The sequence below is a fragment of the Nocardioides daeguensis genome (assembly GCF_019192965.1).
In the GTDB taxonomy this organism is placed as follows: Bacteria; Actinomycetota; Actinomycetes; order Propionibacteriales; family Nocardioidaceae; genus Nocardioides; species Nocardioides daeguensis.
The window spans coordinates 191,647-214,258 of the sequence record NZ_JAHTKU010000021.1 but is presented as its reverse complement, the minus strand read 5'-3'; the positions used below and the strand labels follow the sequence as shown (position 1 = coordinate 214,258).

Genomic DNA, 22,612 nt, shown 5'->3' with positions numbered 1-22,612 from the left:
GAGGCATCATCGTGACCACCCAGACATCCAGCCAGAACTGGGGCCTGCGCGAGTCGGCCACCTTCGACCGCACCACCATCGCGGCGATCCAGCGGGCCGCCGACACCGGCATCTACGACATCCGCGGCTGGGGTGCGAAGCGGCCGCTGCCGCACTTCGACGACCTGCTCTTCCTGGGCGCCTCCATGTCGCGCTACCCGCTCGAGGGCTACCGCGAGAGGTGCGGCACCGACGTGGTGCTCGGCGACCGGCACGCGACGTACCCGTTGCACCTGGCCACGCCGGTCACCATCGCGGGCATGTCCTTCGGCGCGTTGAGCGGGCGCGCCAAGGAGGCGCTGGGCCGCGGCGCCTCCGAGGTCGGTACGTCGACCACCACCGGCGACGGCGGGATGACCCTCGAGGAGCGGGGTCAGTCCAAGCACCTCGTCTACCAGTACCTGCCGAGCCGGTACGGCATGAACCCCGACGACCTGCGCAAGGCCGACGCGATCGAGGTCGTCCTCGGCCAGGGCGCGAAGCCGGGCGGCGGCGGGATGCTGCTGGGCCAGAAGATCTCGGAGCGGGTGGCCGGGATGCGGACGCTCCCGCAGGGCATCGACCAGCGCTCGGCGTCCCGGCACCCGGACTGGACCGGCCCGGACGACCTCGCCATCAAGATCAACGAGCTGCGCGAGATCACCGACTGGGAGAAGCCGATCTACGTCAAGGTCGGCGCGACCCGGACCTACTACGACGTCAAGCTGGCCTGCCACTCGGGAGCCGACGTGGTGGTGGTCGACGGGATGCAGGGCGGCACGGCCGCCACCCAGGAGGTGTTCATCGAGCACGTCGGGATCCCCACGCTGGCCGCGATCCCGCAGGCGGTGCAGGCGCTGCAGGAGCTCGGCCTGCACCGCAAGGTCCAGCTGATCGTGTCCGGCGGGATCCGTAACGGCGCCGACGTCGCGAAGGCGATGGCGCTGGGCGCGGACGCGGTCGCCATCGGCTCGGCCGCCCTGATCGCGCTCGGCGACAACGACCCCCGCTACGCCGCGGAATACGAGGCCATCGGCTCGGCCGCCGGCTTCTACGACGACTTCCAGGACGGTCGGGACCCGGCCGGCATCACCACCCAGGACCCCGAGCTCGCCGCCCGCTTCGACCCGGTCGAGGGCGGCCGCCGGCTCGCGAACTTCCTGCGGGTGCTGACCATGGAGGCCCAGACCATCGCCCGGGCGTGCGGCAAGGCCCACCTGCAGCACCTCGAGCCCGAGGACCTGGTTGCCCTCACCATCGAGGCCGCCGCGATGGCCCGCGTCCCGCTGGCCGGCACGTCGTGGATCCCCGGACAGCCCGGGCAGCAGGGACTCTGAGCCGATGCCCGGACCGGCGACACCCGAGCCGCGGACCGGTCTCGTCCGGCTCGCCGCAGCGGACCTGTCGCCGGTGCCGTGGCGCAACGGCGCCGGTCTCACCTGCGAGCTGGCCGCCGGGCCGGGCTGGCGGCTCAGCCTCGCCGACCTCACCGCGCCGGCACCGTTCTCCGCCTGTCCCGGCAGCGACCGGGTGCACGTCCCGCTCGGCGTCGGCTACCCGCTGGAGGTCGACGGCCGCCTGATCGAGGCGCGGCCCCTCGAGCCGGTCTGTTTCGCCGGTGAGGTGCCCGTGGTGCTGCCGTCGCTGCCACAGCCGACCGCCGCGCTCAACCTGATCACCCGCCGCACGGACTGCGCGGGCTCGCTCGTCGTCGTCCGGCACGACGGGGCGACCTGGTGGCCGCCGTACGTCCGCGCGGTGGTGCTGCTCGACGGCCCCTCGCCCGTCGTCGTCACCGGGCCGTCCCCCCTGGCCCTCCAGCTCGGGGACGCGCTGGTCGCCGAGGTCCACATCTTCGAACGCACCCCCGAACGCACCCCCGAACGCACCAAGGAGAACCAGCCATGACCCGCAACCGAGTCGTCATCGTCGGCGGTGGGCTGATCGGGCTCTCGATCGCCCGGGCCCTGACCGAGCGCGGCGTCAGCGACGTCCTCGTGCTCGAGCGGCACAGCCTGGCCAGCGGCGGTACCGGCAAGTCGAGCGGCATCGTCCGCGCCCACTACGGCGTGCCGTCGATCGCCGCGATGGCGTGGCGCAGCCTCCCGCTGATCGAGAAGCTCGGCGACGTCGTCGGCTTCCGGCAGACCGGATACACCGTGATCGTCGGCGAGGAGAACGAGGCCGCGCTGCGCGCCAACATCGCGACCCACCAGTCGCTGGGCATCGAGGCCGAGATGCTCGCCGTCGACGAGCTCGCCGCCCTGTGGCCGATGATGAATGTCGAGGACGTGGCGGCCGCGGCCATCGAGCGGCGCGGCGGGTACGCCGACGCCTCCCAGCTCGCGCTGTACTTCGGGCAGGTCGCCCGCGACAAGGGCGCCCGGGTCCGACAGCACACGCCCGTCGCCCGGGTGCTGACCGAGGGCGAGAAGGTCACCGGCGTCGAGCTCGAGGGCGGCGAGGTGGTCGAGGCCGACACGGTGATCCTGGCCGCCGGATGGTGGTCGGCTCGGCTGCTCGCCGGCCTGGGCATCGACTTCCCGGTCGAGGGCTACCGCTCCGAGCTGCTCGTCGTCGACGCCGGCGTCCCGCTCGCCGACCTGCCGGTGGTCTCCGACCTGGTCAGCCTGCAGTACTGCCGGATCGAGGGCTCGGGCCAGTTCCTGGTCGGCAACAGTGACCACGACGACCCCGAGAACCGCTACGTCGACCCCGACGACTACTCCAACATCGCCAGCGAGGCCGGCATCGAGAAGTACGCCGAGAAGGTGATGCACCGCTTCCCCGGCTTCCCGGACCCCTCGGTCACGCACAGCTACGCCGGCGTCTACGACGTGCCGCCGGACTGGAACCCGGTCATCGCGCCGGTCGGTCCCGAGGGCCTGGTGCTGTGTGCCGGGTTCGCCGGGCACGGCTTCAAGATCAGCCCGGCCGTCGGCGACCTGGTCGCCGACCTGGTGCTCGAGGGCGACAGCACCGATCCCGACGTGCCCGCCCGGGACTTCCGCCTCGAGCGCTTCGCCGAGGGCGACCTGCTGCGCAGCCCGCACCCATACGTCGGCGCGGGGGAGATGCGGTGAGCGACACCGTCGCGGGGCTGCTCGCCGAGATCGCCGACCTCGGCCGCGACCCGGTCCGCGGCGGGTGGTCGCGACCGGTGCTCTCCGATGCAGAGCTGGGGTTGCGCGAGTGGTTCGTGGCGCACGCCGACAAACGCGGCCTCGACGTCCACACCGACCGCAACGGCGTGCTGTGGGCCTGGCACGCGCCGGAGGGCCGCTACGACGACGCGGTGGTCACCGGCTCGCACCTCGACTCCGTCCCCGGCGGGGGCGCCTACGACGGGCCGCTCGGCGTCGCGTCGGCCCTGGTCGCCTTCGACCGGCTGGCGGCCGAGGGCGTCGGCGGCCGGCCCCGGGCGATCGCGGTCTTCCCCGAGGAGGAGGGCTCCCGCTTCGGCGTGGCCTGCCTGGGCTCGCGGCTGCTGACCGGGGCGCTGGCGCCCGAGCGCGCCCTGGGCCTGAGGGATCCCGACGGTCGCACCCTCGCCGAGGTGCTCACCGCCGCCGGCGGCGTGCCCGAGCATCTCGGCCCCGATCCGGAGGCGCTGGGCCGGATGGGCGTCTTCGTGGAGCTGCACGTGGAGCAGGGCCGCGGCCTGGTCGACCTGGGCCGACCCGTCGCGATCGGCTCCTCGATCCTCGGCCACGGCCGGTGGCGGGTGCGTCTCGAGGGCGCGGGCAACCATGCCGGCACCACCGTGATGGCGGACCGTCGCGACCCCATGGTCGCCGCCGGCGCGCTGGTCGTGGCGGTGCAGCGCCTCGCGCGGGCGGTCCGCGGGGCGCGGGCCACGGTCGGCCGGCTGGAGCCGACGCCGGGAGGAACCAACGTGATCGCCTCCCGGGTCGACCTGTGGGTCGACGTCCGGCACGAGGACGACGCCCTGACCCTCGCGCTGGTCGAGGAGATCCGTGCGGCGGCCGTGCTGGCGGCGGCCGAGCAGGGGTGCACGGCGACGCTGGTCGAGGAGTCGTTCAGCACCACCGTCGACTTCGACGCCGACCTGCGCGACGAGCTGTCCGTCGTCCTGCCGGGAGCGCCCGTGCTGGCCACCGGGGCCGGGCACGACGCCGGCGTGCTCAAGGAGCACGTGCCCAGCGCCATGCTCTTCGTCCGCAACCCGACGGGCGTCTCGCACGCGCCCGACGAGGCCGTCGAGGACGACGACGCGGAGGCCGGCGCCCAGGCGCTGGCCCGCGTGCTGCGGCACCTGGCCGGGCCGGCGCGGGCGGTCTCCTAGGGTGTGCCTCGTGAGTGGGGAGCACGACGACCTGATCCGCAACACCGCGGGCATCGCCCGCGACCGGGATCCCGGCGCGGCGGCGGAGCAGCTCGCGCTCGAGAACGCGATCGGGTCCAACGTGCGCGCCCTGCGGCAGCGCTACGACCTGTCGGTGACCGAGCTCGCGGACCGGATCGGCATCTCCAAGGCGATGCTGTCGAAGATCGAGAACGCGCAGACCTCCTGCAGCCTCGGCATGCTCGCCCGGCTCGCCGCCGGGCTCGACGTGCCCGTCGCCGCGCTGATCCGAGGTGCGGACGGCGAGCGCGAGGCGTCGTACACCAAGGCGGGGCAGGGTGCCGAGATCACCCGGACCGGCAGCAAGCAGGGCCACGCCTACGAGCTGCTCGGCGCCCTGCGGGGCGAGCACAAGCGCCTCGAGTGCCTGATGGTCACGTTGTCGGAGGACAGCCAGGTCTACCCGCTCTTCCAGCACCCGGGCACCGAGTTCCTGCACGTGCTCGAGGGAGTCATGGACTACGGGCACGGCCGCTCGGTCTACCGGATGGAGCCCGGCGACTCGCTGATCCTCGACGGTGAGGGTGCCCACGGCCCCACGCGGCTGATCCAGCTGCCGGTGCGCTTCTTGTCGGTGATCGCCTTCCCCGACGGCACCTGAAGCCGTAACACGAAGGCAACGACAGAGCCGAGTATCCGTAAAGGAAACACTGTCTACTGGAGCGAAACGTCAAGCTGGGGCGGGTGCCATCCACCGCCTCACGTTCCAGGAGGTGACATGGATACAGGCACCACGGCCTTCATGCTGTGCTCGATCATCGGTCTCACGCTGATGATCCCCGGGCTCGCGCTGTTCTACGGCGGCATGGTCAGCGTGAAGAGCTCGGTCAACATGATGATGATGACCTACGGCGCCGTCGCGATCGTCGGCCTGCTCTGGTTCGTCTTCGGGTTCTCGCTCGTCTTCGGCGACTCCCTCGGCGGCTTCCTGGGTGATCCGACGGACTTCTTCGGCAGCTCCGGGATGTTCAGCCTCGACGGATCCACCGACCAGACCTCGGTCTCGGGCCTGTCGCTGCTGCTCTTCTCGCTGTTCCAGGCGCTGTTCGCGTGCATCACCGTCGCGCTGATCTCGGGCGCCGCGGCCGACCGGATGAAGTTCTCCGCCTGGATGGTCTTCGCCACGGTGTGGGCCGTCGTCGTCTACTTCCCGGTCGCGCACTGGGTGTTCTCCTTCGACGGTGTCATCTCCGAGAAGGGCGGCTGGATCGCCAACAAGCTCGGCGCGCTCGACTTCGCCGGCGGCACGGCGGTGCACATCAACGCAGGTGCGGCCGCCCTCGCCGTCGCCATCGTGCTCGGCAAGTCCGCCAACTTCGGCAAGGGAACCAAGCCCCACAGCGTTCCGCTGACCCTGCTCGGCGCCGGCCTGCTGTGGGCCGGTTGGTACGCCTTCAACGGCGGTTCCTGGCTCGGTGCCTCCGACGGTGCGGCCTTCGCGATGGTGACCTCCTTCCTGGCCACCTGCGCCGCGACCCTGGCCTGGCTGGGTGTGGAGAAGTGGAAGGACGGGCACGTCACCGGCATCGGCGCGGCCTCCGGCGCGATCACCGGCCTGGTCGCGATCACGCCGTCGTGCGGTGACGTCACCCCGATGGGCGCGATCCTGGTCGGCCTCGTCGCCGGCGCGATCTGCCCGCTCGCGGTCGGCCTCAAGGAGCGCTTCGGCTACGACGACTCCCTCGACGTCGTCGGTGTCCACCTCGTCGGTGGCGTCATCGGCACCCTGATGATCGGCGTCGTCGGCTCCGCCGAGTCCGTCCAGGGTGTCGAGGGCCTGCTCTACGGAGGCGGCCTCGACCAGCTGTGGAAGCAGTTCCTCGCCGCCGCGGCGGTGCTGGTCTACTCCTTCGTGATCTCCCTGGGCATCGCGCTCGCGATCAAGAAGACGATGGGCATCCGGATCTCCCCCGAGGACGAGGAGGTGGGCATCGACGCCCGCCTGCACCGGGACCCGGCCTACGAGCTGATCTGAGCTGGTGACGGCGGCCCACCCGTGAGAGCGGGTGGGCCGCCGGTCCTTGCGATCGGGGCATCAGTGCACCCGGGCGGCGGGGGGAGTCGCATCGCCCTGGCCCTCGCCCGCGGTCTCGACCTCGGCCAGCGGGTCGTAGCGGTTGCCGGGCAGTGCGGCGAGGCAGACCATCGCCCCCAGGAGACAGAGCACGCCGACCACGGTGCAGCCCAGGCCGAGGCCGTCGAGAAAGGCCCGGTCGACCGCCGGGCCGAGTCCGGGCACCTGGGCGGCGAGGGCGTCGGCGAAACCGACCGATTCGCCCGCAGCCTCTGCCCTCGGGCCGTCGAGCCGTCCCGCGACGAGGGAGGTGAGGGTGTCGGCGTACCGGGAGGAGAAGATCGATCCGACGACGGCCACGCCGAGGGTTCCGCCGAGCTCGCGGGTGGCGTCGTTCACCGCTGAGCCGACACCGGCGCGCGAGGGCGGCAGCACCTGCATGATCGACTCGGTCGCCGGCGTGCTCACGAGCCCCAGGCCGCCGCCGAGCAGGATCATCTGCGGCACGATGACGGCGGGGTAGGACGCGTCCGCCGGGATCGTCGCGATCCAGAGGAACGCTGCGCCGAGCATCAGCAGTCCCGGGGTCACGACCGCCTTGGTGCCGAGACGGGGCGCGAGCTGGCCTCCGAGGATCGACGTGACGGCGATCGACCCGGCGACCGGGAGGAAGCGGAGCCCCGTCTCGAGCGCCGAGTAGTCGCGCACGAACTGGAAGAACTGCGTGATGAGGAAGATGAACCCGAACAGTGCGAAGAAGGCGATGGTGACCGCCGCGCACGCCGCGCTGAACCGGCGGTCGAGGAAGAGCGTCACGTCGATCATGGGATGCCGGACGGCACGCTCGACGACGACGAAGCCGACGACGAGCGCCGCGGCGACGGCGAAGCCGCCGATGGTCGCGGCGCTGTCCCAGCCGTGTCCGGGGGCTTCGATGATCGTCCACGTCAAGGCGCCGAGGGCGGCGACCGAGAGGACGAATCCCGGCCTGTCGATCCGGGGTACGTGAGGGTCGCGCGATTCGGGCACGAAGAGGGCTGCCATCGCGATGGTGAGCACGCTGATCGGGACCAGGGCGAGGAAGACGCTGTGCCAGCTGGAGTGCTCGAGCAGGAACCCGCCGGCGACCGGGCCGAGCGCGACGCCGACGCCGACCGAGGCGCCCCACAGGCCGAGGGCCGAGGCGCGCTCACGGCGCTCGGTGAACGCATTGGCGATGATCGAGAGCGTCGTGGGGAAGATGAGCGCCGCGAACACGCCCATGGCGACCCGGATGACGACGAGAGCGTCGCTGCTGTCGACCAGGGCGGCCGCGGCGCTGCTGGCGGCGAAGCCGGACAGACCGAGGATCAGCGCGGGGCGCCGTCCGAACCGGTCGGAGAGGCTGCCCATCGCCAGGACGAGCGCGGCGAAGGCCAGGTTGTAGCCGTCCACGATCCACAACAGGTCCCGGGTGCTCGCGTCGAGCTCCGCGGCCAGGGTGGGCAGCGCGATGTTGGTGATCGTGGTGCTGAGGTTGATGGTCACCGTCGCCAGGCACACGGTCAGGAGGATCAGGGGCTTTCGTGGCACGGAGGCGCTCCCTTGTAGGCAGTGTCAACATGAGGATGGACCGCGATGTTGACAGTGTCAAGATCAATGGAGGAGGGCGCTACCGTGGCGTCGTGAGCGCCACCGCCTACCACCACGGACACCTGCGTCAGGCCATCGTCGACGCGGCCATCGACGCCGTGCGTGCGCAGGGCCCCGAGAACTGGTCGCTGCGGGACCTCTGTCGTCGCGTCGGTGTCTCGCACAATGCGGCCTACCGTCACTTCGCCGACCGTGATGAGCTCGTCGCCGTGGTGGCCGAGCTGACGATGGGTCGCCTCGTCCAGGCACTCGAGGAGCGGCTCGCGACGGTACGGGTCGACGATCCCGTGCTGCGGGCCCGGCGTCGGCTGGCCGAGCTCGGCCGCGGCTATGTCGCCTTCGCGATCGGCGAGCCGCACCTCTTCCGCCTGGCGTTCTTGTCCACCGCGGTGACGAACCCGAGTCCGGTTCCCGAGCACGACCCCTACGGTGTGCTGAGCCGTGTGCTCGACGACCTGGTGGTGGCCGGCTTCCTCGCGGCCTCCGCTCGGCCCGGCGCCGAGATCACCTGCTGGTCGGCCGTCCACGGGTTCTCCGTCCTCAGCCTCGAAGGCCCGCTGCGCAATGCCGGCGAGGTCGAGCGCGGCGAGGCGCTGGACCAGGTCCTGACCGCCATCGACCGCTCCTATGCCGCCACGACCGGAGCCGTCATCGGCGCCGACGACCTGAGCCCTGACCACCTGGCGTGAAGAGACTGGCCGGGCGTGGGCCGGGGGCCCCGGTCCCGAGCGGGATCGCCGCCAGCGAGCGCCGAGTCGGTGGTGCTTCGGTGAGGGCGCTCACAGAAGCTGCCGAGAGTCCCGGGAGAGACTCCAGCGCAGGCCCACGGCGGGACCTGAGCCGAGATGACGAGCAAGGAGCAGCGATGAGGATGCAAGCCGTCTTCAACAACGTGGTGATCGCCGAGAGCGACGACACGGTCGTCGTCGAGGGCAACCACTACTTCCCCGCGGAGTCGCTCGACTCGTCGTACCTCGTCGCCAGCAGCACGCACTCGCTGTGTCCCTGGAAGGGTCGCGCCTCGTACTACACCGTCCAGGTCGACGGCGTCACGAGCCGCGACGCCGCCTGGTTCTACCCGAAGCCGTCACCGCTGGCCCGCAGGATCAAGGGCCGCGTGGCCTTCTGGCGCGGGGTCGAGGTCCGTCGGGCGCCGGGCGAGGAGACGCTGCGGAGTCGTACGCCGCAATGAGCCGGCGGGTGCCCGTCAGTGGGCATCGGTGTCCGGCAGCAGCGCGGCCACAGCGGCGCGCACCTCGTCGAGCGGCGGGTAGTCGCCGATCCGGGTGCCGATGTGCTGCCAGCGGACCCGCCCCGCCCGGTCCAGGACGACGACGCCGGGACTGCGCACGGAGTCTCGGGTGACCCGCTGGGGTCGCAGCCCCTTCGCGAGCGAGCGGGCGTAGGCGGCGGCGCCCCGGGGGTCGGCCATCCGCCATCCCAGCGGAGCCGTCGCCCCGACGTGGTCCCGCAGTCGGTGCTCGGGATCGAGCAGCAGCGGGAGGGCGGCGCCTCTCTCGTCGCGAAGCCAGATCGCCTGGTAGTCGGCCGAGCCGCCGACCGCGATCGCGCCGACGCCGTCGTCGGCCAGCCCCGGCGCGCTCGCGTCGAGCTCGAGCAGCCACTCCTGGCAAGGCAGGCACCCGAAGTAGCGGACCAGCTGGACGACGGTCAGCCGGTGGGTCAGCAGGTCGCCCAACGCGACGCTCGTCGCCTCGGGGGTGGTGAGCACGAGGTCGAGCGGGACGCTCGCGGTCGCGGGTGCGGTGGACATGGATCTCCTCAGGGGTACGGGCGCCGCCTCGCCGACGGCGGCGCCGACGACGATGCCTGCATCCACCGGCTGCTTCTGTAAGCGCGCACACGCAAGGAGTGCGACACCCCAGTTCGACGTCCTCCTCGCCGCCGGGGACGGCCCCGAGGTGGTGACCGCTCCGCCGTGCTCGTGCTGTGTAAGCCCGCTCACCGACGCGACCCTCCGGCCCGCCGAATGATCGGCACCACGCTGCTGGCCGAACCGGCCGGCGATTCGACGAGGAGTGCCACCATGACCACGACCCCCACCAGTCTGCGCCGAGCCGCCCTCGTGGGCGCCCGGGCCGGCGTGATCGCCTCCCTGGGAATGGCGATGTACGCGATGATCGCGGCCTACGCCAAGGACACCGGCTTCTTCACCCCGCTCTACCACATCGCCTCGCTGGTGGGCGACGACACCGACATGATGACCTCGATGATGGCCGCCGGCCTCGAGGGCGACTCCTTCACCTTCCTGGCGGGCCCGGCCCTGCTCGGCGCTATGATCCACATGATGACCGGGGCCATGTTCGGCGCGGTCTTCGGACTCGCCGTCGCCCGGCTGCGGCTCGGCCTCGCCCCGCTCGCCGGGATCGGTCTCGGCTACGGCCTCGTGGTCTTCGCGGTGAGCGCCTACCTCGCGCTGCCGCTCGCGGCCGCGATCTTCGGCAGCGGCGATGCGATCAAGGACATGGCGCAGCTGGCGGGCTGGGGAACCTTCATCGTCGAGCACCTCGTCTTCGGTCTCGTCCTCGGCGTCGTCACCGTCCTCGGTCGGCGCGCCGTGGCCAGCGTTCCCGAGCACGCCGCCGCCCACTGACCCACCGGTCGTCGCGGGTCGGGTGGATCCCCTCCACCCGACCCGGACCCACCCGCGCGAAGCATGAGGCTGAGACCATGGACGCCGACACCCCCCACTGCCGGATCGTCGCCCGACCCGACGAGCTGGCCGGCGGGGACCGACCGTGGTCACCGGGCCGCAGAGAGGACGACGTGGACATCGAGCGCGTGGCACGCAACGGCTCGCAGGACCTGTGGTGCATGGCCGAGGTCGACATCTTCTGCGACCTCGAGGAGTCCGAGATGGACGCCATGGCGCAGGCCGCGCCGAGGCGGACCTACGGCGCAGGCGAGCTCGTCTACACCCCGCACCAGCCGTTGGAGACGCTGTTCATCCTCAAGCAGGGGCGCATCCGGATCTTCCGGGTCTCCGCCGACGGTCGCGCGCTCACGACCGCGATCGTGGAGCCGGGAACGATCTTCGGCGAGATGGTGATCGTCGGCCAGCAGATGCACGACAGCTTCGCCGAGGCTCTCGACGAGGTCACCGTGTGCGTGATGACCAAGGCCGACGTACGCCGTCTGCTGCTCGGCGACCCGCGCATCGCCGTCCGGATCTCGGAGACGTTGGGCCGCCGGATCGGCGAGCTGGAGCAGAAGTTCTCCGACGCGGTCTTCAAGTCCGTCCCCGAACGAGTCGCGGGCGCGCTGGTCACCCTCGCCACCGCCGGATCCGGACGGGCCCTGGGGCGCGGGGTCCAGGTCCGGCTCACCCACGAACAGCTCGCCGCCCTGGCGGCGACGTCGCGGGAGACGACCACGAAGGTGCTCGGCGAGTTCGCCGAGGCCGGCCTGGTGGCGCTCGGCCGGGGTCGGATCACCGTCTACGAGCTCGAGCAGCTCTCGCGGCTGGCCGGTTCCTAGGAGGAGCCGACGTCGGTGTGCCGACGGGCGGGCCGCTGGTAGCCGACCTCGTCGATGCGGCGGTGGCCGTGGCGTCGTACGCCGAACTCCTCGACGAAGGACCGGTCGAGCCGGACCGGGCGTAGCGGCGTCGCGGCGACGTAGGCACCCACCGCGGCGCGCACCGCGAGCCGGACCCGGCGGCGCGGCTCGGGGAGCCCGTGGACCTCGCGCAGGACCGGCGGGCTGACCGTCGCGATGATCTCGCCCGCGAGAGGACGCAGCACCCGGGGCAGGGCCTGGACGGCGAAGGCGTCGACGAGCGCACCCGTCACCGCGCGACCCTCGGGGCTCGGCGCGTACTCGGCACGTTCGTAGGCCGCGGACCAGGCCGCCAGCTCCGCCCGGCCGGCCGGGATGTCGGTGATCTGCTGGCGTTGCGCGACCCGGCGCCAGAACAGCCACTGCGCCTCGAGCTCGGTGGGGGTGAAGGGGGAGCGACCCAGTGACGCCGTGATGGCGTGGGGGTCGAGGGCGAGGGTCGCCAGCGTGTAGAGGGAGTCGCTGTTGCGCAGGGGGAAGTGGGCGTGGATCGCGTTGAGCCGTTCGATCCACGCCGAGCCGACCGCCGAGTCCGGACCGTGGTCGAGGAGCTGGCCGAAGAACACGATGGTGTCGTCGTTGCGCAGCGCCGTCTCCCGCATGATGTCGCCGGTGCCGCGGCGGTGCAGGATGCGGGCCATGGTCGGCACCGCCACCTGCTTCATGAAGGCCACGGTGAACAGCGCGGAGGTCAGCGCCGCGTTGCCGTGCAGGACCACGAGGGAGAGCCGGGCGATCTCGTCGGCGTCCTCGGCGGGGTCGAGGCGCGCGATCCGGCGCGACACCGCGATGCCGGGCGTCACCACCGGGCGACCCGGGCGTCGTCGTACGTCGGGGCGGGACCCATCGCAACTCCAATCGGGAACTGTGGCGTAGCAGTTTCGGATGTCGAGCATAGGGGGCGTCGCAGGGCTGTCAAGATGGGTCCCATGACGACGTCCACGCCGCCGGGACGCTCCTACGCCGGCGCCAGCGCCGCCGAGCGCAGCGCCGGCCGGCGCCGCCGGCTGGTCGAGGCTGCGCTGGACCTGGTGGGCGAGGGCGGGGTCGCCGCGCTCACCGTCGGCGGCGTCTGCGAGCGCGCGGGCGTGGCGAAGCGCTACTTCTACGAGAGCTTCGGGTCGCTCGACGACCTGCTCGGCCAGGCACTGAGCGACGCCCTGGAGCCGGTCGCCGCCGACATCGCGGCCGCGAGCACGGCCGAGGTCGCCGCGGTCGAGCCGCTGCAGCGGGCCGCCGTCGAGGCCGTGCTGGGGGTCTTCGACGACCCCCGCGTGGCGCGGATGTACCTCGAGTCGCCGGGGCACGCGGGGCTGCGCACGGCGCGCGAGCGCGCCATCGACGGCTTCGTCGCGCAGTTCCTCGACCTGCTGGGCGTCGGCCAGGAGGGGCGCGAGCCGGCGCGGGTGCTGGCGCACGTCGTGATCGCCGGTACGACGGACGTGGTGGCGAGGTGGTTGCGCGGCGACCTCCACCTCGAGCGCGCGGCGCTCGTCGAGCGACTGGTCGCGCTGGGGTCGGACGCGACGCGCCTCATCCAGCAGGAGTGAGGCCGGGGCCTGGGTCGCGATCCGTCGACTCGTGGCTCCGCTCCCGCGGCGCCCCTCCGCGCAGGATGGCGGCGGCGAGCGGAGCCTGGCTGTCGATCGCGTCCGCCAGGTGGCGCGCGCCGTCCAGCACGGCCTCCGTCGGCAGCCCCCGGGCCGACCGCATCGAGAGCAGCCAGTCCAGCAGGTCGGACACGACGGAGGGGTCCGCGCAGGCGACGGCGGCAGCCGCGTGCCGGGCGATCGAGCGCAGGTCGCGCTCGTGCTCCGAGCGCTGCTGGTCGTCCATCCCGCCCAGAGCGGCGTCCTGGGCGCACTGACGCTCGAACGCGGCGTTCAGCACCTCGCGCGGGACGTCGTCGAGCCAGGACACCTCGTCCGGGAGGTCCGGCAGGGGCGGCGGCTGCATCGCGCGGATCTCGTCGAGCCGGCCACGGACCTCGCGGATGTCGTCGAGGCGCAGGTGGGCACCCAGGGCTCGCGCGCGACGTTGCCCGCTGCCCCACGCATTCCCGCCGACGACGACCGGAACGTCCTCGTGGCGGGCCGCCGCGATGCTGCGCGCGGCTCCGATCAGACTGGTCGGCATCGTCGCCGACAGTGCCAGCACGTCGGGCAGGCTGCTGCGGAGGTGCTCGCGCAGCTGCTCGACCGGGATGCTCGCGCCCAGGATGGCCACGTCCAGGTCGTCGTCCCGCAGCAGCTCCCCGGCCATCCGGGCCGGCAGCGAGTGCCACTCGCCCTCGGCGCAGGCGACCACGACGTGGGGGCCACCGCGGGTCCGGGGACGCGGCGGGGCCACCACGGTCAGCGCCTGCTTGGTCACCGCGGTCACGGCGTGCTCGTCGGCGATCGTCCACTCGCCCTGCATCCACTTCTCCCCGGCGACCCGCTGGGCCCGGGCGAGCACGTCCGTGATCAGCGCGGCCGGCGGTACGCCGCCGGTGAGGGCCTCGTCGACGACCTCGACCGCCGCCGCGGGGTCGGGAGTCGAGACCGCCTGGAAGTAGCGGGCGTAGGTGTCCGCCATCAGGTCTCACCGCCGTGCGCCGGGCTCGCGGGGTAGTCCTCGGCGAGGGCGACCTCGACCCGGGCGCGGCCGCCCCGCTTGGCCCGGTAGAGCGCGGCGTCCGCGGCCCGCGTGGCGAGCGCGCCGCCCCGGTCGTCGACGGCGGCCACGCCGATCGAGGCGGTGGTGCCGTGCTCGCCCAGCGCCTGCCAGCGTTGCGCGAGGGCGGCCAACCGCTCCCGGGCCGACGCCGGGTCGGTCGACGTCAGCACCAGGACGAACTCGTCGCCGCCGTACCTGCCGACGAAGTCCCCGGGCCGGATCGAGGAGCGCAGCAGGCGCCCGAGGTCGCGCAGGGCGTCGTCGCCGGCCGCATGCCCCCGGGTGTCGTTGAGCTGCTTGAAGCCGTCGAGGTCCAGCACGCAGACCACGTCACCGGGCTCCGCGCGGCCCAGGCGCAGCCCGATCTCCCGACGGGTGGCCGCTCCGGTGAGCGCGTCGATGCTCGCCATCCGCTCCTGCTGCTGGCTCAGGTCGTTGCGGTTGGCGACGGTGTGGGCGTCGTTGACGAGCTCGGTGAGGTGCCGGGTGAGGAGGTCACGCGCCCGGCTGCCGGCCGCGGCCTCCACGACGGCCGGCTCGCCGACGCCGAGCGACACGTCGAGCGGAAGGGCGTCGTCGCTCGCGAGCCGGGCGGGGACGACGAGACCCCCGAGGTCGTCGACCGCCGTCCGCAGGACCAGGGCCGCCTCCTCGCGGGTCAGCGCGCGCAGCAGGGCACGGGTGGCCGCCAGGGCGGTCGCGTCCCCCCGCTGGTCCGCGTCGTCGGAGGGCAGCGGGTAGGGACGTCGCCGCCGCTCGCGCTGGTCGGCGGGAGCCCGACGGGAGGCGTTCGCCGCGGGCCCACCGGTGCTCGGGAGTTCCACGCCGCCATTCTCCCCGGCCGGGCGCTCTGGACGAGGTGGCTTCGGTCGACGCGGGCCATAGGTCCCGGTCGATGTGGCTGAACGGCCCGCCCCGACGCGGCACCATGGGGACACCCGCCCCCGTGAGGAGTCGCCCATGAACGACCGCGCCGACGCGCCACCCGACACCGCCCGAGACGACGACGACCTCCTCTTCGCCGGTGTCGCGGGGCAGGCGGACGCCGTCCGCGAGGGCCGGCTCTCCTCACGCGAGCTCGTCGGGGCGGTGCTGGCGCGGATCCAGCGTCACGACGGCCGTCTCAACGCCTTCACCGTGGTGGCCGCGGAGCGGGCGCTGGCCGAGGCGGCGGCCCGCGACGCCCAGCGCGACGGTCGAGGGCCGCTGCACGGCGTACCGATCGCGGTCAAGGAGGAGATCGACGTGGCCGGCGAGGTCACCACCTTCGGCGGCCGCGCCAACCGGACGCCACGCGCGAGCGACGGCGAGGTCGTGCGGCGACTGCGCGCCGCGGGCGCCGTGATCGTCGGCAAGACGAACATGCCCGAGTTCGGGCAGTGGCCCTTCACCGAGTCGGTCGCCCACGGGATCACCTGCAACCCGTGGGACACCGCCCGCAGCCCCGGTGGCTCGAGCGGCGGCACCGCGGCGGCGGTCGCCGCGGGTCTGGTCCCCGCGGCCATCGGCGGGGACGGCGGCGGCTCGATCCGGATCCCCGCGGCCTTCTGCGGCCTCTACGGGCTCAAGCCCCAACGGGGACGGGTCACCTCCGCCCCGGCGGAGCACCTGTGGTGGGCGCTGGGCACCGTCGGTCCGCTGACCCGCACCGTGCTCGACAGCGCCCTGGTGTACGACGCCATCCGCGGCGCCGGTTCCGGCGACCGGTTCCGGGCGGACGATCCGCGCCGCTCCTTCGTCGATGCGGCGCGCGCAGAGCCGCGCCCCCTGCGGATCGGGGTCATCACCCGCTCGGGGATCCGCGGCGTGCGGCCGGACCGGGAGCACGTGCGCGCGGTGCACGCCACCGCCGACCTGCTCGACGCGCTGGGCCACCACGTCGAGTCGCTCGAGCCGCGCTTCCCCGACACGACCACGGCGTTCGTCCCGCAGTTCCTCGGCGGGGTCCGCGCGGAGCTGGCCCACGTCGAGCGTCCGGACCTGGTGGAGCGGCGCACGCGGCAGGCGCTCCGACTGGGGCTCTGGGCCACCCCACGCGTCGTCGCGGGGGCGATGCGCCGGGGCGAGACGATCGCGGCCCGGGTCGAGCCGACCTTCGACCGGTACGACGTGCTGCTCACCCCCGTCACCCCCCACCGGCCCCCGCAGGTCGGCGTCCTGGACGGCGTCGGACTGGTGGGCGCGGCGCGCCGCTCGCTCCCCGTCACCGCCTACACCGCCTTGTGGAACGTGACCGGCAACCCGGCCGCCTCGGTCCCTGCGGGGTTCGCCGCCGACGGCCTCCCGCTCGCGGTGCAGCTCGTCGGCCGGCGCGGCGACGAGCCGACGCTGCTCACCCTCTCCGCCGAGCTGGAGCGGGCCCGCCCATGGGCCGGCGCGCGACCGGCGCTGTGATGGTCCGCAGCGCCCGCGGCACGGCAGGATGGACCCCATGAGCACCCCGAGCCCCGCCGCGGCGGCCGACGCCCGCTCGCGGCGCGCCGGGAGCCTGACCCTGGTGCTGGGCCTGCTGGCGGCCGCGGCGACGGCGTTCACCTGGGTGCTCAGCCTGAGCGAGGGCGTCAACCCGCCCAACGGCGTCCGGGTGGTGGGCCTGGTGTGGCTGCCGATCGGGTTCTTCGGAGCCCCGCTGGCCTTCGCCGTGGCCCGGGGCGGTCCGGGGCGCGGCCGTGGGCTGCTCGGTCTCGCGATCGCGGCGCTCGCACTGGTGGCCTTCGTCGTGCTGCTCTTCGTCGCCGGCTGAGTCGCACGCCGCGGCGCCGGCGGCCTACTCCGGGTGCGGGCCGGCGTGGTGCGCCCGGTACCGCGCGTAGAGCCGGGTCAAGAAGGCATCGAGCTCGGCGCTGAGCTCGTCGTCCAGGGTCGGGAACGACAAGGTCGCCTTGCCGGTGCGGCACGCCCGGAGCCGCTCGGAGGAGGCCGCGAGCGCGTCCGGCCAGGTGTCCATCGCGACCGCGTAGAGGCTGACCTTCTTCGCGCTGCGCTGGACCGCGGCGAAGTAGTCGTGGCCGCCCGAGCCGGGCCAGCGCAACGAGGGCATCGCGTAGATCGTCGCGTCCTCCAGCTCGTCGCGGAAGCGGTCGAGCAGCGACCAGATCCTTGCCTCCACGGCGTCGAGGTCGGCCATGAGCGGAGTCTACGGTCGGCCCCGGCGCCGCTCCCCGCCCGATCTCCCGGCTCAGGCGGGGGACAGCGGCCAGTAGATCTCCGTGCGGTGCTGGTCCTCCGGGGTCTCCGGCCCGGTCCAGTACTCCTCCCACATCGGACCGTCGGCCAGCGTCCGGCCGGCCTGCTCGACCTGGGTGCGCAGCTCGTCGTACGCCGCGGGCAGGTCGCGGTAGGCACCCAGATGCGTCAGGTGGGCGGCCTCCACCTCCGGGAGGTCGAGCCGCTCGACACCGGGCGGCGCGGCGAGGTCGGCCTCGACCCGGAAGCCGGCTGCCACGTCGAATCCGTCCGCGCCGGGCTCGTAGTAGGCCAGGGCGGGGCCGTCCGAGCGGATCGAGGCCTTCTCCAGCGCGGCCGCGACCGTGCCGAAGGCGCGGCCCATCCGCTCGCCGATCATGGGGAGCTCGGCGTAGGCGACGTGGAAGCGGGTGACCGCCGCCGTTGTCGCCGCGGTGCGGGTGAGATCCATCGGGTGCGCCATGGCTGGCTCCTCTCGTCGCCTCGGTCCCAGTCAGGCACCCCGACGGCCTCGCCGAAAGGGGCGTTGGTCCCGAGGCTCGCGGGATCCTGCGGTCGTGGCACCGGTGACGTCGCAACATGCGAGTGAGCCGGGGCCCCGCGGGGCTCCGGCTCACTCGGTGCGTCGGGCTACTTCAGTGCGCAGCCGGTGGGAACTCCCAGCTTGCGGAAGATGATCGCTGCGGGGCAGAACCCGGTGAAGCTGGACTGCAGCAGGTTGAGACCCACGAAGGCGGTCAGCAGCAGCCACCAGGACGAGACCAGTGCGACGAGGACGACGCTGATCAGGACCATGGTGCCGGCGAGGCGCAGGACGGCGCGGTCGACGTTCATCCGATCCTCCTCAGCGCCCGAGCAGGCGGGAGAAGAACCCGCCGCCACTGGACGGCTCGGACGGCTCGGAGGTGTGGCCGGGGCACCAGTCCGCGGCGGGGACCCGGGCCTTGACCTGGGCGACGTGCTGGCCGCAGCCGGCCCAGGTGGTCTTGCCGCACTTGCGGCAGGTGGTTGCTCGACACATGAGGAACTCCTTGGCTGAGAGATGAGCGAGGTGGGTGGCGCGGGGGGGCCCCCCGGGGGGGCCCCCCCCCCCGGAGGGGGAGTGGGGGGGGGAGGGGTTTGGCAGCCGCGGGGGGGGGGGCGCGGGGCCCGGCGCCGGCGCCCCCCCGCGCCGGTGAGGGTCAGTCGTGGGCGAAGGTGATGTCCGGCAGGATCCGGCGCAGCCACTGCGGGGTGTACCAGGCCGCGCGTCCGGTCAGGCGCAGCATGACCGGCAGCAGCACCAGGCGGACCAGGAAGGCGTCCAGCAGGACCGCGATGCCGAGGACCACACCCATCTCCTTGGGCGGGATCGGGCCCGACAGGGCGAAGGTGAAGAACACCGCCACCATCACCGCGCCGGCCGCGAAGATCACCCGGCCGGAGTGGGCCAGGGCACCGACCATGGCCTCACGCGGGTCTCCGGAGCGCTCGAAGTGCTCCTTGGCCGAGGCGAGCAGGAAGACGGTGTAGTCCATCGCGATCGCGAAGATCATCGCGAAGAAGAACACCGGCGCCCACGCGTCCAAGAAGCCCTGCGACTCGAAGCCGAGGAGCCCCGTGCCGTGGCCCTCCTGGAAGATCAGCCGGGCCACGCCGAACGCGGCAGCGGTCGACAGCAGGCTGGCCAGGGTGCCCAGCAGGGAGATCAGCGGGGCCTGCAGCGCGAAGAGCAGCAGCAGGAAGCCGAGCACCATGACCACGCCGATCACCAGGGGCGTCGAGTCGTCGAGCTGGGTCTTCAGGTCGAGGTTCTCCACCGCGGCGCCACCGACCTGGGCCGAGCCCGGCAGATCCGCGCGCAGCCGGTCGACGGTGGCCGAGAGCTCCGGGTCCGACGGGTCGACGGTGGGCACGGCCTGGATCATGACCAGGTCGCTGCCGTCGGCGGCGGGCATCGCCGGCATCGCCCCCGCGATCCCGGGGTCGTTCGCGAGCACCGCGCTGGTGGCCTCGGCCTCGCCGGTGTCGGCGACGATCTGCAGGGTGCCGGGTGCGCCCTCACCGAAGGCGTCCTGCACCTGGTCGTAGCCGATCCGCGCGGAGGCGTCCTCCGGCAGCACCTTGATCGAGGGCATCGCCGTCTTCAGGCCGAGGATCGGGGCCGCCAGCGCGACCAGGATCACCAGCGACGCGGCACCCCAGACCACCGGGCGGCGCCACAGCCGCTCACCCCAGGCGGCGAACGCCGCCGAGCGGTGCTCGCCCGAGCGCGCCCACGGCAGGGCGAACTTGTTGATCTTCATGTCCAGCTTGAACAGCACCAGCGGGAGCAGGGTCAGCGTGGCGGCGAGGACGAAGACGACCGACAAGATGATGCCGCCGGCCATCGACCGGAACGACGGCGAGGGAACCAGCATCACCGCGGTCAGCGACACCAGCACGGTCAGGCCCGAGAGCAGCACGGCCTTGCCGGCGGTGTCCATGGTCTGCGCGATGGCCCACGACTTGTCGTCAGGACGAGCTGCCCGCGCGGCGCGGTAGCGGACCACCAGGAACAGCGCGTAGTCGATGCCGAGCGCGAGGGCGAACATCATCGCGAAGTTCATCGCCCAGATGGACACCGGCACGACCTGGTTGATCAGGACCAGCGAGCCGGCCGAGGCGACCAGTCCGGCCAGGGTCAGGATCAGCGGCAGGCCGGCGGCCACCAGGGCGCCGAAGGCGAGGACCAGGATGGCCAGCGTCACGGGCCAGGACATGAACTCCGACTTCAGCATCGCCTCGAGGTTGGCCTCGTTGAAGTCCGACCACAGCAGTGACGAGCCGGTCGGGTTCACCTCCACACTGCCGGTGGACAGGTCCTGCAGCTCACCCTTGAGGTCGGTCGCGACGCGCACCATCTCGTTGGTGTCGGCTCCGGCACCGGCCAGCACGATCGCCGTACTGCCGTCGGCGGACAGCGTCGCGCCCGGCTGGGGGGCGACGACCTCCGCGATGCGGGGCTCCTGCTCGAGGACGCGGGTGACCTCGGCGATGACCTTGGCGCCGTCGCCCTCGGTGACCGGGCCGTCGCTGGAGTGGACGACGACCTGGATCGCGTGGGAGGCCAGGCCGCCGAAGTGGTCCTGGACCAGCTCGCGGGTGGCCACCGACTCCGAGCCGTCGGCCTGCCAGCCGGCGCCGGACAGCTCGTGCTCGACCTTCGGCGCGAACGCGCCGAGGCCCACGATGAGGAGCACCCAGACCATCGCGGTCAGGCGCCGGTGGGTGGTCACCCACAGGCCGATCCGGCCCAGCGGGCCCGGTGCGTGCGCGGGACCGTGGGCCGCCGCGCTGGTCGCGGCGGCGTGCCGCGGGGTGGAGTGGGACGTCATCTCTCTTCCGTTTCTTCTTCTCTGCGGGAGTGGGTGGGCGGTCGTCGGGATCAGGCAGGAGGCGCGGCGACGGTCAGTCCCGCCGCGGCGGCGTTGGTGAAGTCGTCGTCGACGGCCACGGGGCGTCGGCCGGCGGCGTCGATGAAGGACGCGGCGACGGAGGCGCGGTAGCCGCCGGCGCAGTGCACCCACACCTCCCCGTCGGGCACCTCCGCCAGCCGGCGGGGCAGCTCGTGGAGGGGGATGTTCAGGGCGCCCTCGAGGGCCCCGGCCGCGTGCTCGTCGCGGCGGCGCACGTCGAGCACGACGACCGGGCGGTGGTGGCGGACGTGGGCGAGGTCGGCGAAGGTGGCGGTCGCGAAACTGGCCAGCGGCCGGTCGGACCACTGCTCGGGCCCGCCGGTCGCCTGCGCGGCCGGACGCTCGATCCCGATCCGCACCAGCTCGCGCTGGGCCTCGGCGACCTGCTCGGGGTTCTCGCCGAGCAGGGTCAGCGGCGTCCCCCACTCGATCAGCCAGCCCAGGTAGGTGGCGAACGAGCCGTCGATGCCGAAGTTGAACGTGCCCGGGGCGTGACCCGCGGCGAACGTGGTGCGGTTGCGCAGGTCGACGACCCACTCGCCGGCCTCGATCCGGCGGCGCAGCTCCTGGGCGTCGGCGCGGGCGACCGGAGACAGGTCCGGCGCGGCCGGTCCGGCACTGTTGGCGGGTGCCATGTGGGCGTAGTAGGCCGGCCACTCGCCGAGACCGGCGAGCAGCTCGCGCACGTAGGTCTCCTCGTCCTGGACCAGGACCGGGTTGGTCCGGCGCTCGGTCCCGATGGTCGAGGCGGTGGCCTCGGACTGGGTCGCGGAGCAGAACGAACCGAAGCCGTGCGTCGGGTAGACCGCCGCGTCGTCGGGGAGCTCGTCGGCGAGCCGGTGCGCCGAGGAGTGCTGGTGGCGGACCAGCGCGTCGGTGTGCTCCGGGCCGAGCAGGTCGGGGCGCCCGGTGGCGCCGTACAGGAGCGAGCCGCCGCTGAACACCGCCCACGGCTCGTCGCCGTCGGTCAGCGCGTAGGCGAGGTGGGTGAAGGTGTGCCCGGGCGTGGCGATCGCCCGCACCCGCATCCTGCGTCCGACCGCGACGACGTCGCCGTCGCGGATCGGGGTCCGCACGAAGGTGACCGGGTCGTCGGCGTTGACGAGGTAGTCGGCTCCGGTCGCCTCGGCGAGGGCGAACCCGCCGGTCACGTAGTCGTTGTGGATGTGGGTCTCGAAGACGTGGGTCAGCCGCACGCCGTCGGCCTCGAGCAGGTCGAGCACCCGGTCGATGTCGCGCTGTGGATCGACGACGAAGGCGACCTCGCCGTCGTGCACCAGGTAGCTGCGGTCGCCGAGCGTGGGGGTGTCGATCGCGTGCACCACCAGCGCCGGACGCTGCGGGGTCGCCAGGGGGAGACCGGCCGTGGCCCAGGCGTTGGTGCCGCCGACGACGTTGCTGGCGGTGAAGCCCGCGGTGCTGAGCAGCTCGGTCATCACGCCGCTGCGGTTGCCCGAGGCGCACACGAGGTAGACCGGGCGGGACCGGTCCAGCTCGGCGAGCCGGCCGGGCAGCTGGCCCATCGGGATGTTGACCGCACCGGGCACGTGGCCCGCGGCGTACTCCGACGTCTCGCGGACGTCGATCAGCGTGGCACCGGCCTCCTCGGCTCGGCCCGCCTCGTGGATGTCGACCTCGCGCACGGCGTTGCTCCTTCTCGTCAGGTAACCCCCTGGGGGGATGTCATCCACGGTAACACAACCCCCCGGGGGGATGTAAAGT

Annotated in this window: 24 protein-coding genes; 13 read left to right on the top strand and 11 right to left on the bottom strand. The window is 73.0% G+C overall.

The annotated features are described in order from the left end of the window. Positions 1-11 precede the first annotated feature (11 nt). The 6 genes from KU893_RS18070 to KU893_RS18045 all read left to right on the top strand — a co-directional run bounded on the left by KU893_RS18070 (position 12) and on the right by KU893_RS18045 (position 6,359). Positions 12-1,355 carry an FMN-binding glutamate synthase family protein gene (locus tag KU893_RS18070; protein WP_218235772.1) on the top strand — a complete coding sequence of 448 codons (1,344 nt, stop codon included), beginning with the start codon at positions 12-14 and terminating at the stop codon, positions 1,353-1,355. 4 nt (positions 1,356-1,359) lie between these two features. Continuing rightward, a complete protein-coding gene (locus KU893_RS18065) occupies positions 1,360-1,926 on the top strand; it encodes a HutD/Ves family protein (RefSeq protein WP_218235771.1) in 567 nt (188 codons plus the stop codon). Next, entirely contained in the window at positions 1,923-3,101 is a 1,179-nt protein-coding gene (locus KU893_RS18060) for an NAD(P)/FAD-dependent oxidoreductase (protein WP_218235770.1), read from the top strand. The genes KU893_RS18065 and KU893_RS18060 overlap by 4 nt, the downstream gene beginning before the upstream one ends. Next, entirely contained in the window at positions 3,098-4,324 is a 1,227-nt protein-coding gene (locus KU893_RS18055) for an allantoate amidohydrolase (RefSeq protein WP_257441362.1), read from the top strand. The genes KU893_RS18060 and KU893_RS18055 overlap by 4 nt, the downstream gene beginning before the upstream one ends. A 10-nt stretch (positions 4,325-4,334) precedes the next feature. After that, positions 4,335-4,985, top strand: coding sequence for a helix-turn-helix domain-containing protein (locus KU893_RS18050; protein ID WP_257441361.1), 651 nt, complete (start codon positions 4,335-4,337; stop codon positions 4,983-4,985). A 117-nt stretch (positions 4,986-5,102) separates the two neighbouring features. Continuing rightward, positions 5,103-6,359 (top strand): ammonium transporter, encoded by a 1,257-nt coding sequence (locus tag KU893_RS18045; protein ID WP_218235769.1) that lies wholly within the window; start codon positions 5,103-5,105, stop codon positions 6,357-6,359. A 60-nt stretch (positions 6,360-6,419) separates the two neighbouring features. Here KU893_RS18045 and KU893_RS18040 read toward each other — a convergent pair whose 3' ends face one another. After that, positions 6,420-7,970, bottom strand: a complete 1,551-nt coding sequence (locus tag KU893_RS18040; RefSeq protein ID WP_218235768.1) for an MFS transporter — start codon at positions 7,968-7,970, stop codon at positions 6,420-6,422. A 92-nt stretch (positions 7,971-8,062) separates the two neighbouring features. Here KU893_RS18040 and KU893_RS18035 point away from each other — a divergent pair, with 92 nt between their 5' ends. Then, positions 8,063-8,719, top strand: a complete 657-nt coding sequence (locus KU893_RS18035; RefSeq protein WP_218235767.1) for a TetR/AcrR family transcriptional regulator — start codon at positions 8,063-8,065, stop codon at positions 8,717-8,719. Between the two features lie 176 nt (positions 8,720-8,895). Further along, the gene (locus tag KU893_RS18030) at positions 8,896-9,222 is read left to right on the top strand and encodes a DUF427 domain-containing protein (protein ID WP_218235766.1); all 327 of its coding nucleotides are present in this window, start codon (positions 8,896-8,898) and stop codon (positions 9,220-9,222) included. Between the two features lie 15 nt (positions 9,223-9,237). On the opposite strand, the gene KU893_RS18025 is transcribed toward KU893_RS18030, so the two are convergent. After that, entirely contained in the window at positions 9,238-9,870 is a 633-nt protein-coding gene (locus KU893_RS18025; protein WP_218235765.1) for a thioredoxin domain-containing protein, read from the bottom strand. Between the two features lie 207 nt (positions 9,871-10,077). On the opposite strand from KU893_RS18025, the gene KU893_RS18020 reads away from it, so the two are divergent. Together KU893_RS18020 and KU893_RS18015 are read left to right on the top strand one after the other, a co-directional pair. Beyond that, positions 10,078-10,644 (top strand): hypothetical protein, encoded by a 567-nt coding sequence (locus KU893_RS18020; protein WP_218235764.1) that lies wholly within the window; start codon positions 10,078-10,080, stop codon positions 10,642-10,644. 77 nt (positions 10,645-10,721) lie between these two features. After that, on the top strand, positions 10,722-11,528 hold the full coding sequence (locus KU893_RS18015) for a Crp/Fnr family transcriptional regulator (protein ID WP_218235763.1): 807 nt from the start codon (positions 10,722-10,724) through the stop codon (positions 11,526-11,528). On the opposite strand, the gene KU893_RS18010 is transcribed toward KU893_RS18015, so the two are convergent. Next, a complete protein-coding gene (locus tag KU893_RS18010; RefSeq protein ID WP_218235762.1) occupies positions 11,525-12,415 on the bottom strand; it encodes an oxygenase MpaB family protein in 891 nt (296 codons plus the stop codon). The two genes, KU893_RS18015 and KU893_RS18010, sit on opposite strands and share 4 nt — an antisense overlap. 123 nt (positions 12,416-12,538) lie before the next feature. Here KU893_RS18010 and KU893_RS18005 point away from each other — a divergent pair, with 123 nt between their 5' ends. Further along, the gene (locus KU893_RS18005; protein WP_218235761.1) at positions 12,539-13,159 is read left to right on the top strand and encodes a TetR/AcrR family transcriptional regulator; all 621 of its coding nucleotides are present in this window, start codon (positions 12,539-12,541) and stop codon (positions 13,157-13,159) included. Here the strand turns inward: KU893_RS18005 and KU893_RS18000 are convergent. Both KU893_RS18000 and KU893_RS23700 read right to left on the bottom strand, forming a co-directional pair. Then, positions 13,143-14,186: a cobalamin B12-binding domain-containing protein gene (locus KU893_RS18000; RefSeq protein WP_218235760.1), complete on the bottom strand. Its 1,044-nt coding sequence runs from the start codon at positions 14,184-14,186 to the stop codon at positions 13,143-13,145. The two genes, KU893_RS18005 and KU893_RS18000, sit on opposite strands and share 17 nt — an antisense overlap. Further along, positions 14,186-15,091: a GGDEF domain-containing protein gene (locus KU893_RS23700; protein WP_218235759.1), complete on the bottom strand. Its 906-nt coding sequence runs from the start codon at positions 15,089-15,091 to the stop codon at positions 14,186-14,188. Before KU893_RS23700 ends, KU893_RS18000 begins: the two co-directional genes overlap by 1 nt. Positions 15,092-15,227: 136 nt before the next feature. On the opposite strand from KU893_RS23700, the gene KU893_RS17990 reads away from it, so the two are divergent. Both KU893_RS17990 and KU893_RS17985 read left to right on the top strand, forming a co-directional pair. Beyond that, entirely contained in the window at positions 15,228-16,661 is a 1,434-nt protein-coding gene (locus KU893_RS17990) for an amidase (protein WP_218235758.1), read from the top strand. A 37-nt stretch (positions 16,662-16,698) separates the two neighbouring features. Then, complete coding sequence (locus KU893_RS17985) at positions 16,699-17,010, top strand: hypothetical protein (RefSeq protein ID WP_218235757.1); 312 nt, start codon at positions 16,699-16,701, stop codon at positions 17,008-17,010. 24 nt (positions 17,011-17,034) lie between these two features. Here the strand turns inward: KU893_RS17985 and KU893_RS17980 are convergent, their stop codons facing one another. The 6 genes from KU893_RS17980 to KU893_RS17955 all read right to left on the bottom strand — a co-directional run bounded on the left by KU893_RS17980 (position 17,035) and on the right by KU893_RS17955 (position 22,533). Next, the gene (locus KU893_RS17980) at positions 17,035-17,394 is read right to left on the bottom strand and encodes a hypothetical protein (RefSeq protein ID WP_218235756.1); all 360 of its coding nucleotides are present in this window, start codon (positions 17,392-17,394) and stop codon (positions 17,035-17,037) included. A 51-nt stretch (positions 17,395-17,445) separates the two neighbouring features. After that, complete coding sequence (locus KU893_RS17975; RefSeq protein ID WP_218235755.1) at positions 17,446-17,916, bottom strand: GyrI-like domain-containing protein; 471 nt, start codon at positions 17,914-17,916, stop codon at positions 17,446-17,448. Positions 17,917-18,083: 167 nt separating this feature from the next. Beyond that, entirely contained in the window at positions 18,084-18,287 is a 204-nt protein-coding gene (locus tag KU893_RS17970; protein ID WP_218235754.1) for a YgaP family membrane protein, read from the bottom strand. Between the two features lie 10 nt (positions 18,288-18,297). Continuing rightward, the gene (locus tag KU893_RS17965) at positions 18,298-18,474 is read right to left on the bottom strand and encodes a DUF8730 family Cys-rich protein (protein ID WP_218235753.1); all 177 of its coding nucleotides are present in this window, start codon (positions 18,472-18,474) and stop codon (positions 18,298-18,300) included. Positions 18,475-18,634: 160 nt separating this feature from the next. Then, positions 18,635-20,809 carry an MMPL family transporter gene (locus tag KU893_RS17960; protein ID WP_218235752.1) on the bottom strand — a complete coding sequence of 725 codons (2,175 nt, stop codon included), beginning with the start codon at positions 20,807-20,809 and terminating at the stop codon, positions 18,635-18,637. Between the two features lie 50 nt (positions 20,810-20,859). Next, positions 20,860-22,533 (bottom strand): rhodanese-like domain-containing protein, encoded by a 1,674-nt coding sequence (locus KU893_RS17955; protein WP_257441359.1) that lies wholly within the window; start codon positions 22,531-22,533, stop codon positions 20,860-20,862. Positions 22,534-22,612 lie beyond the last annotated feature (79 nt).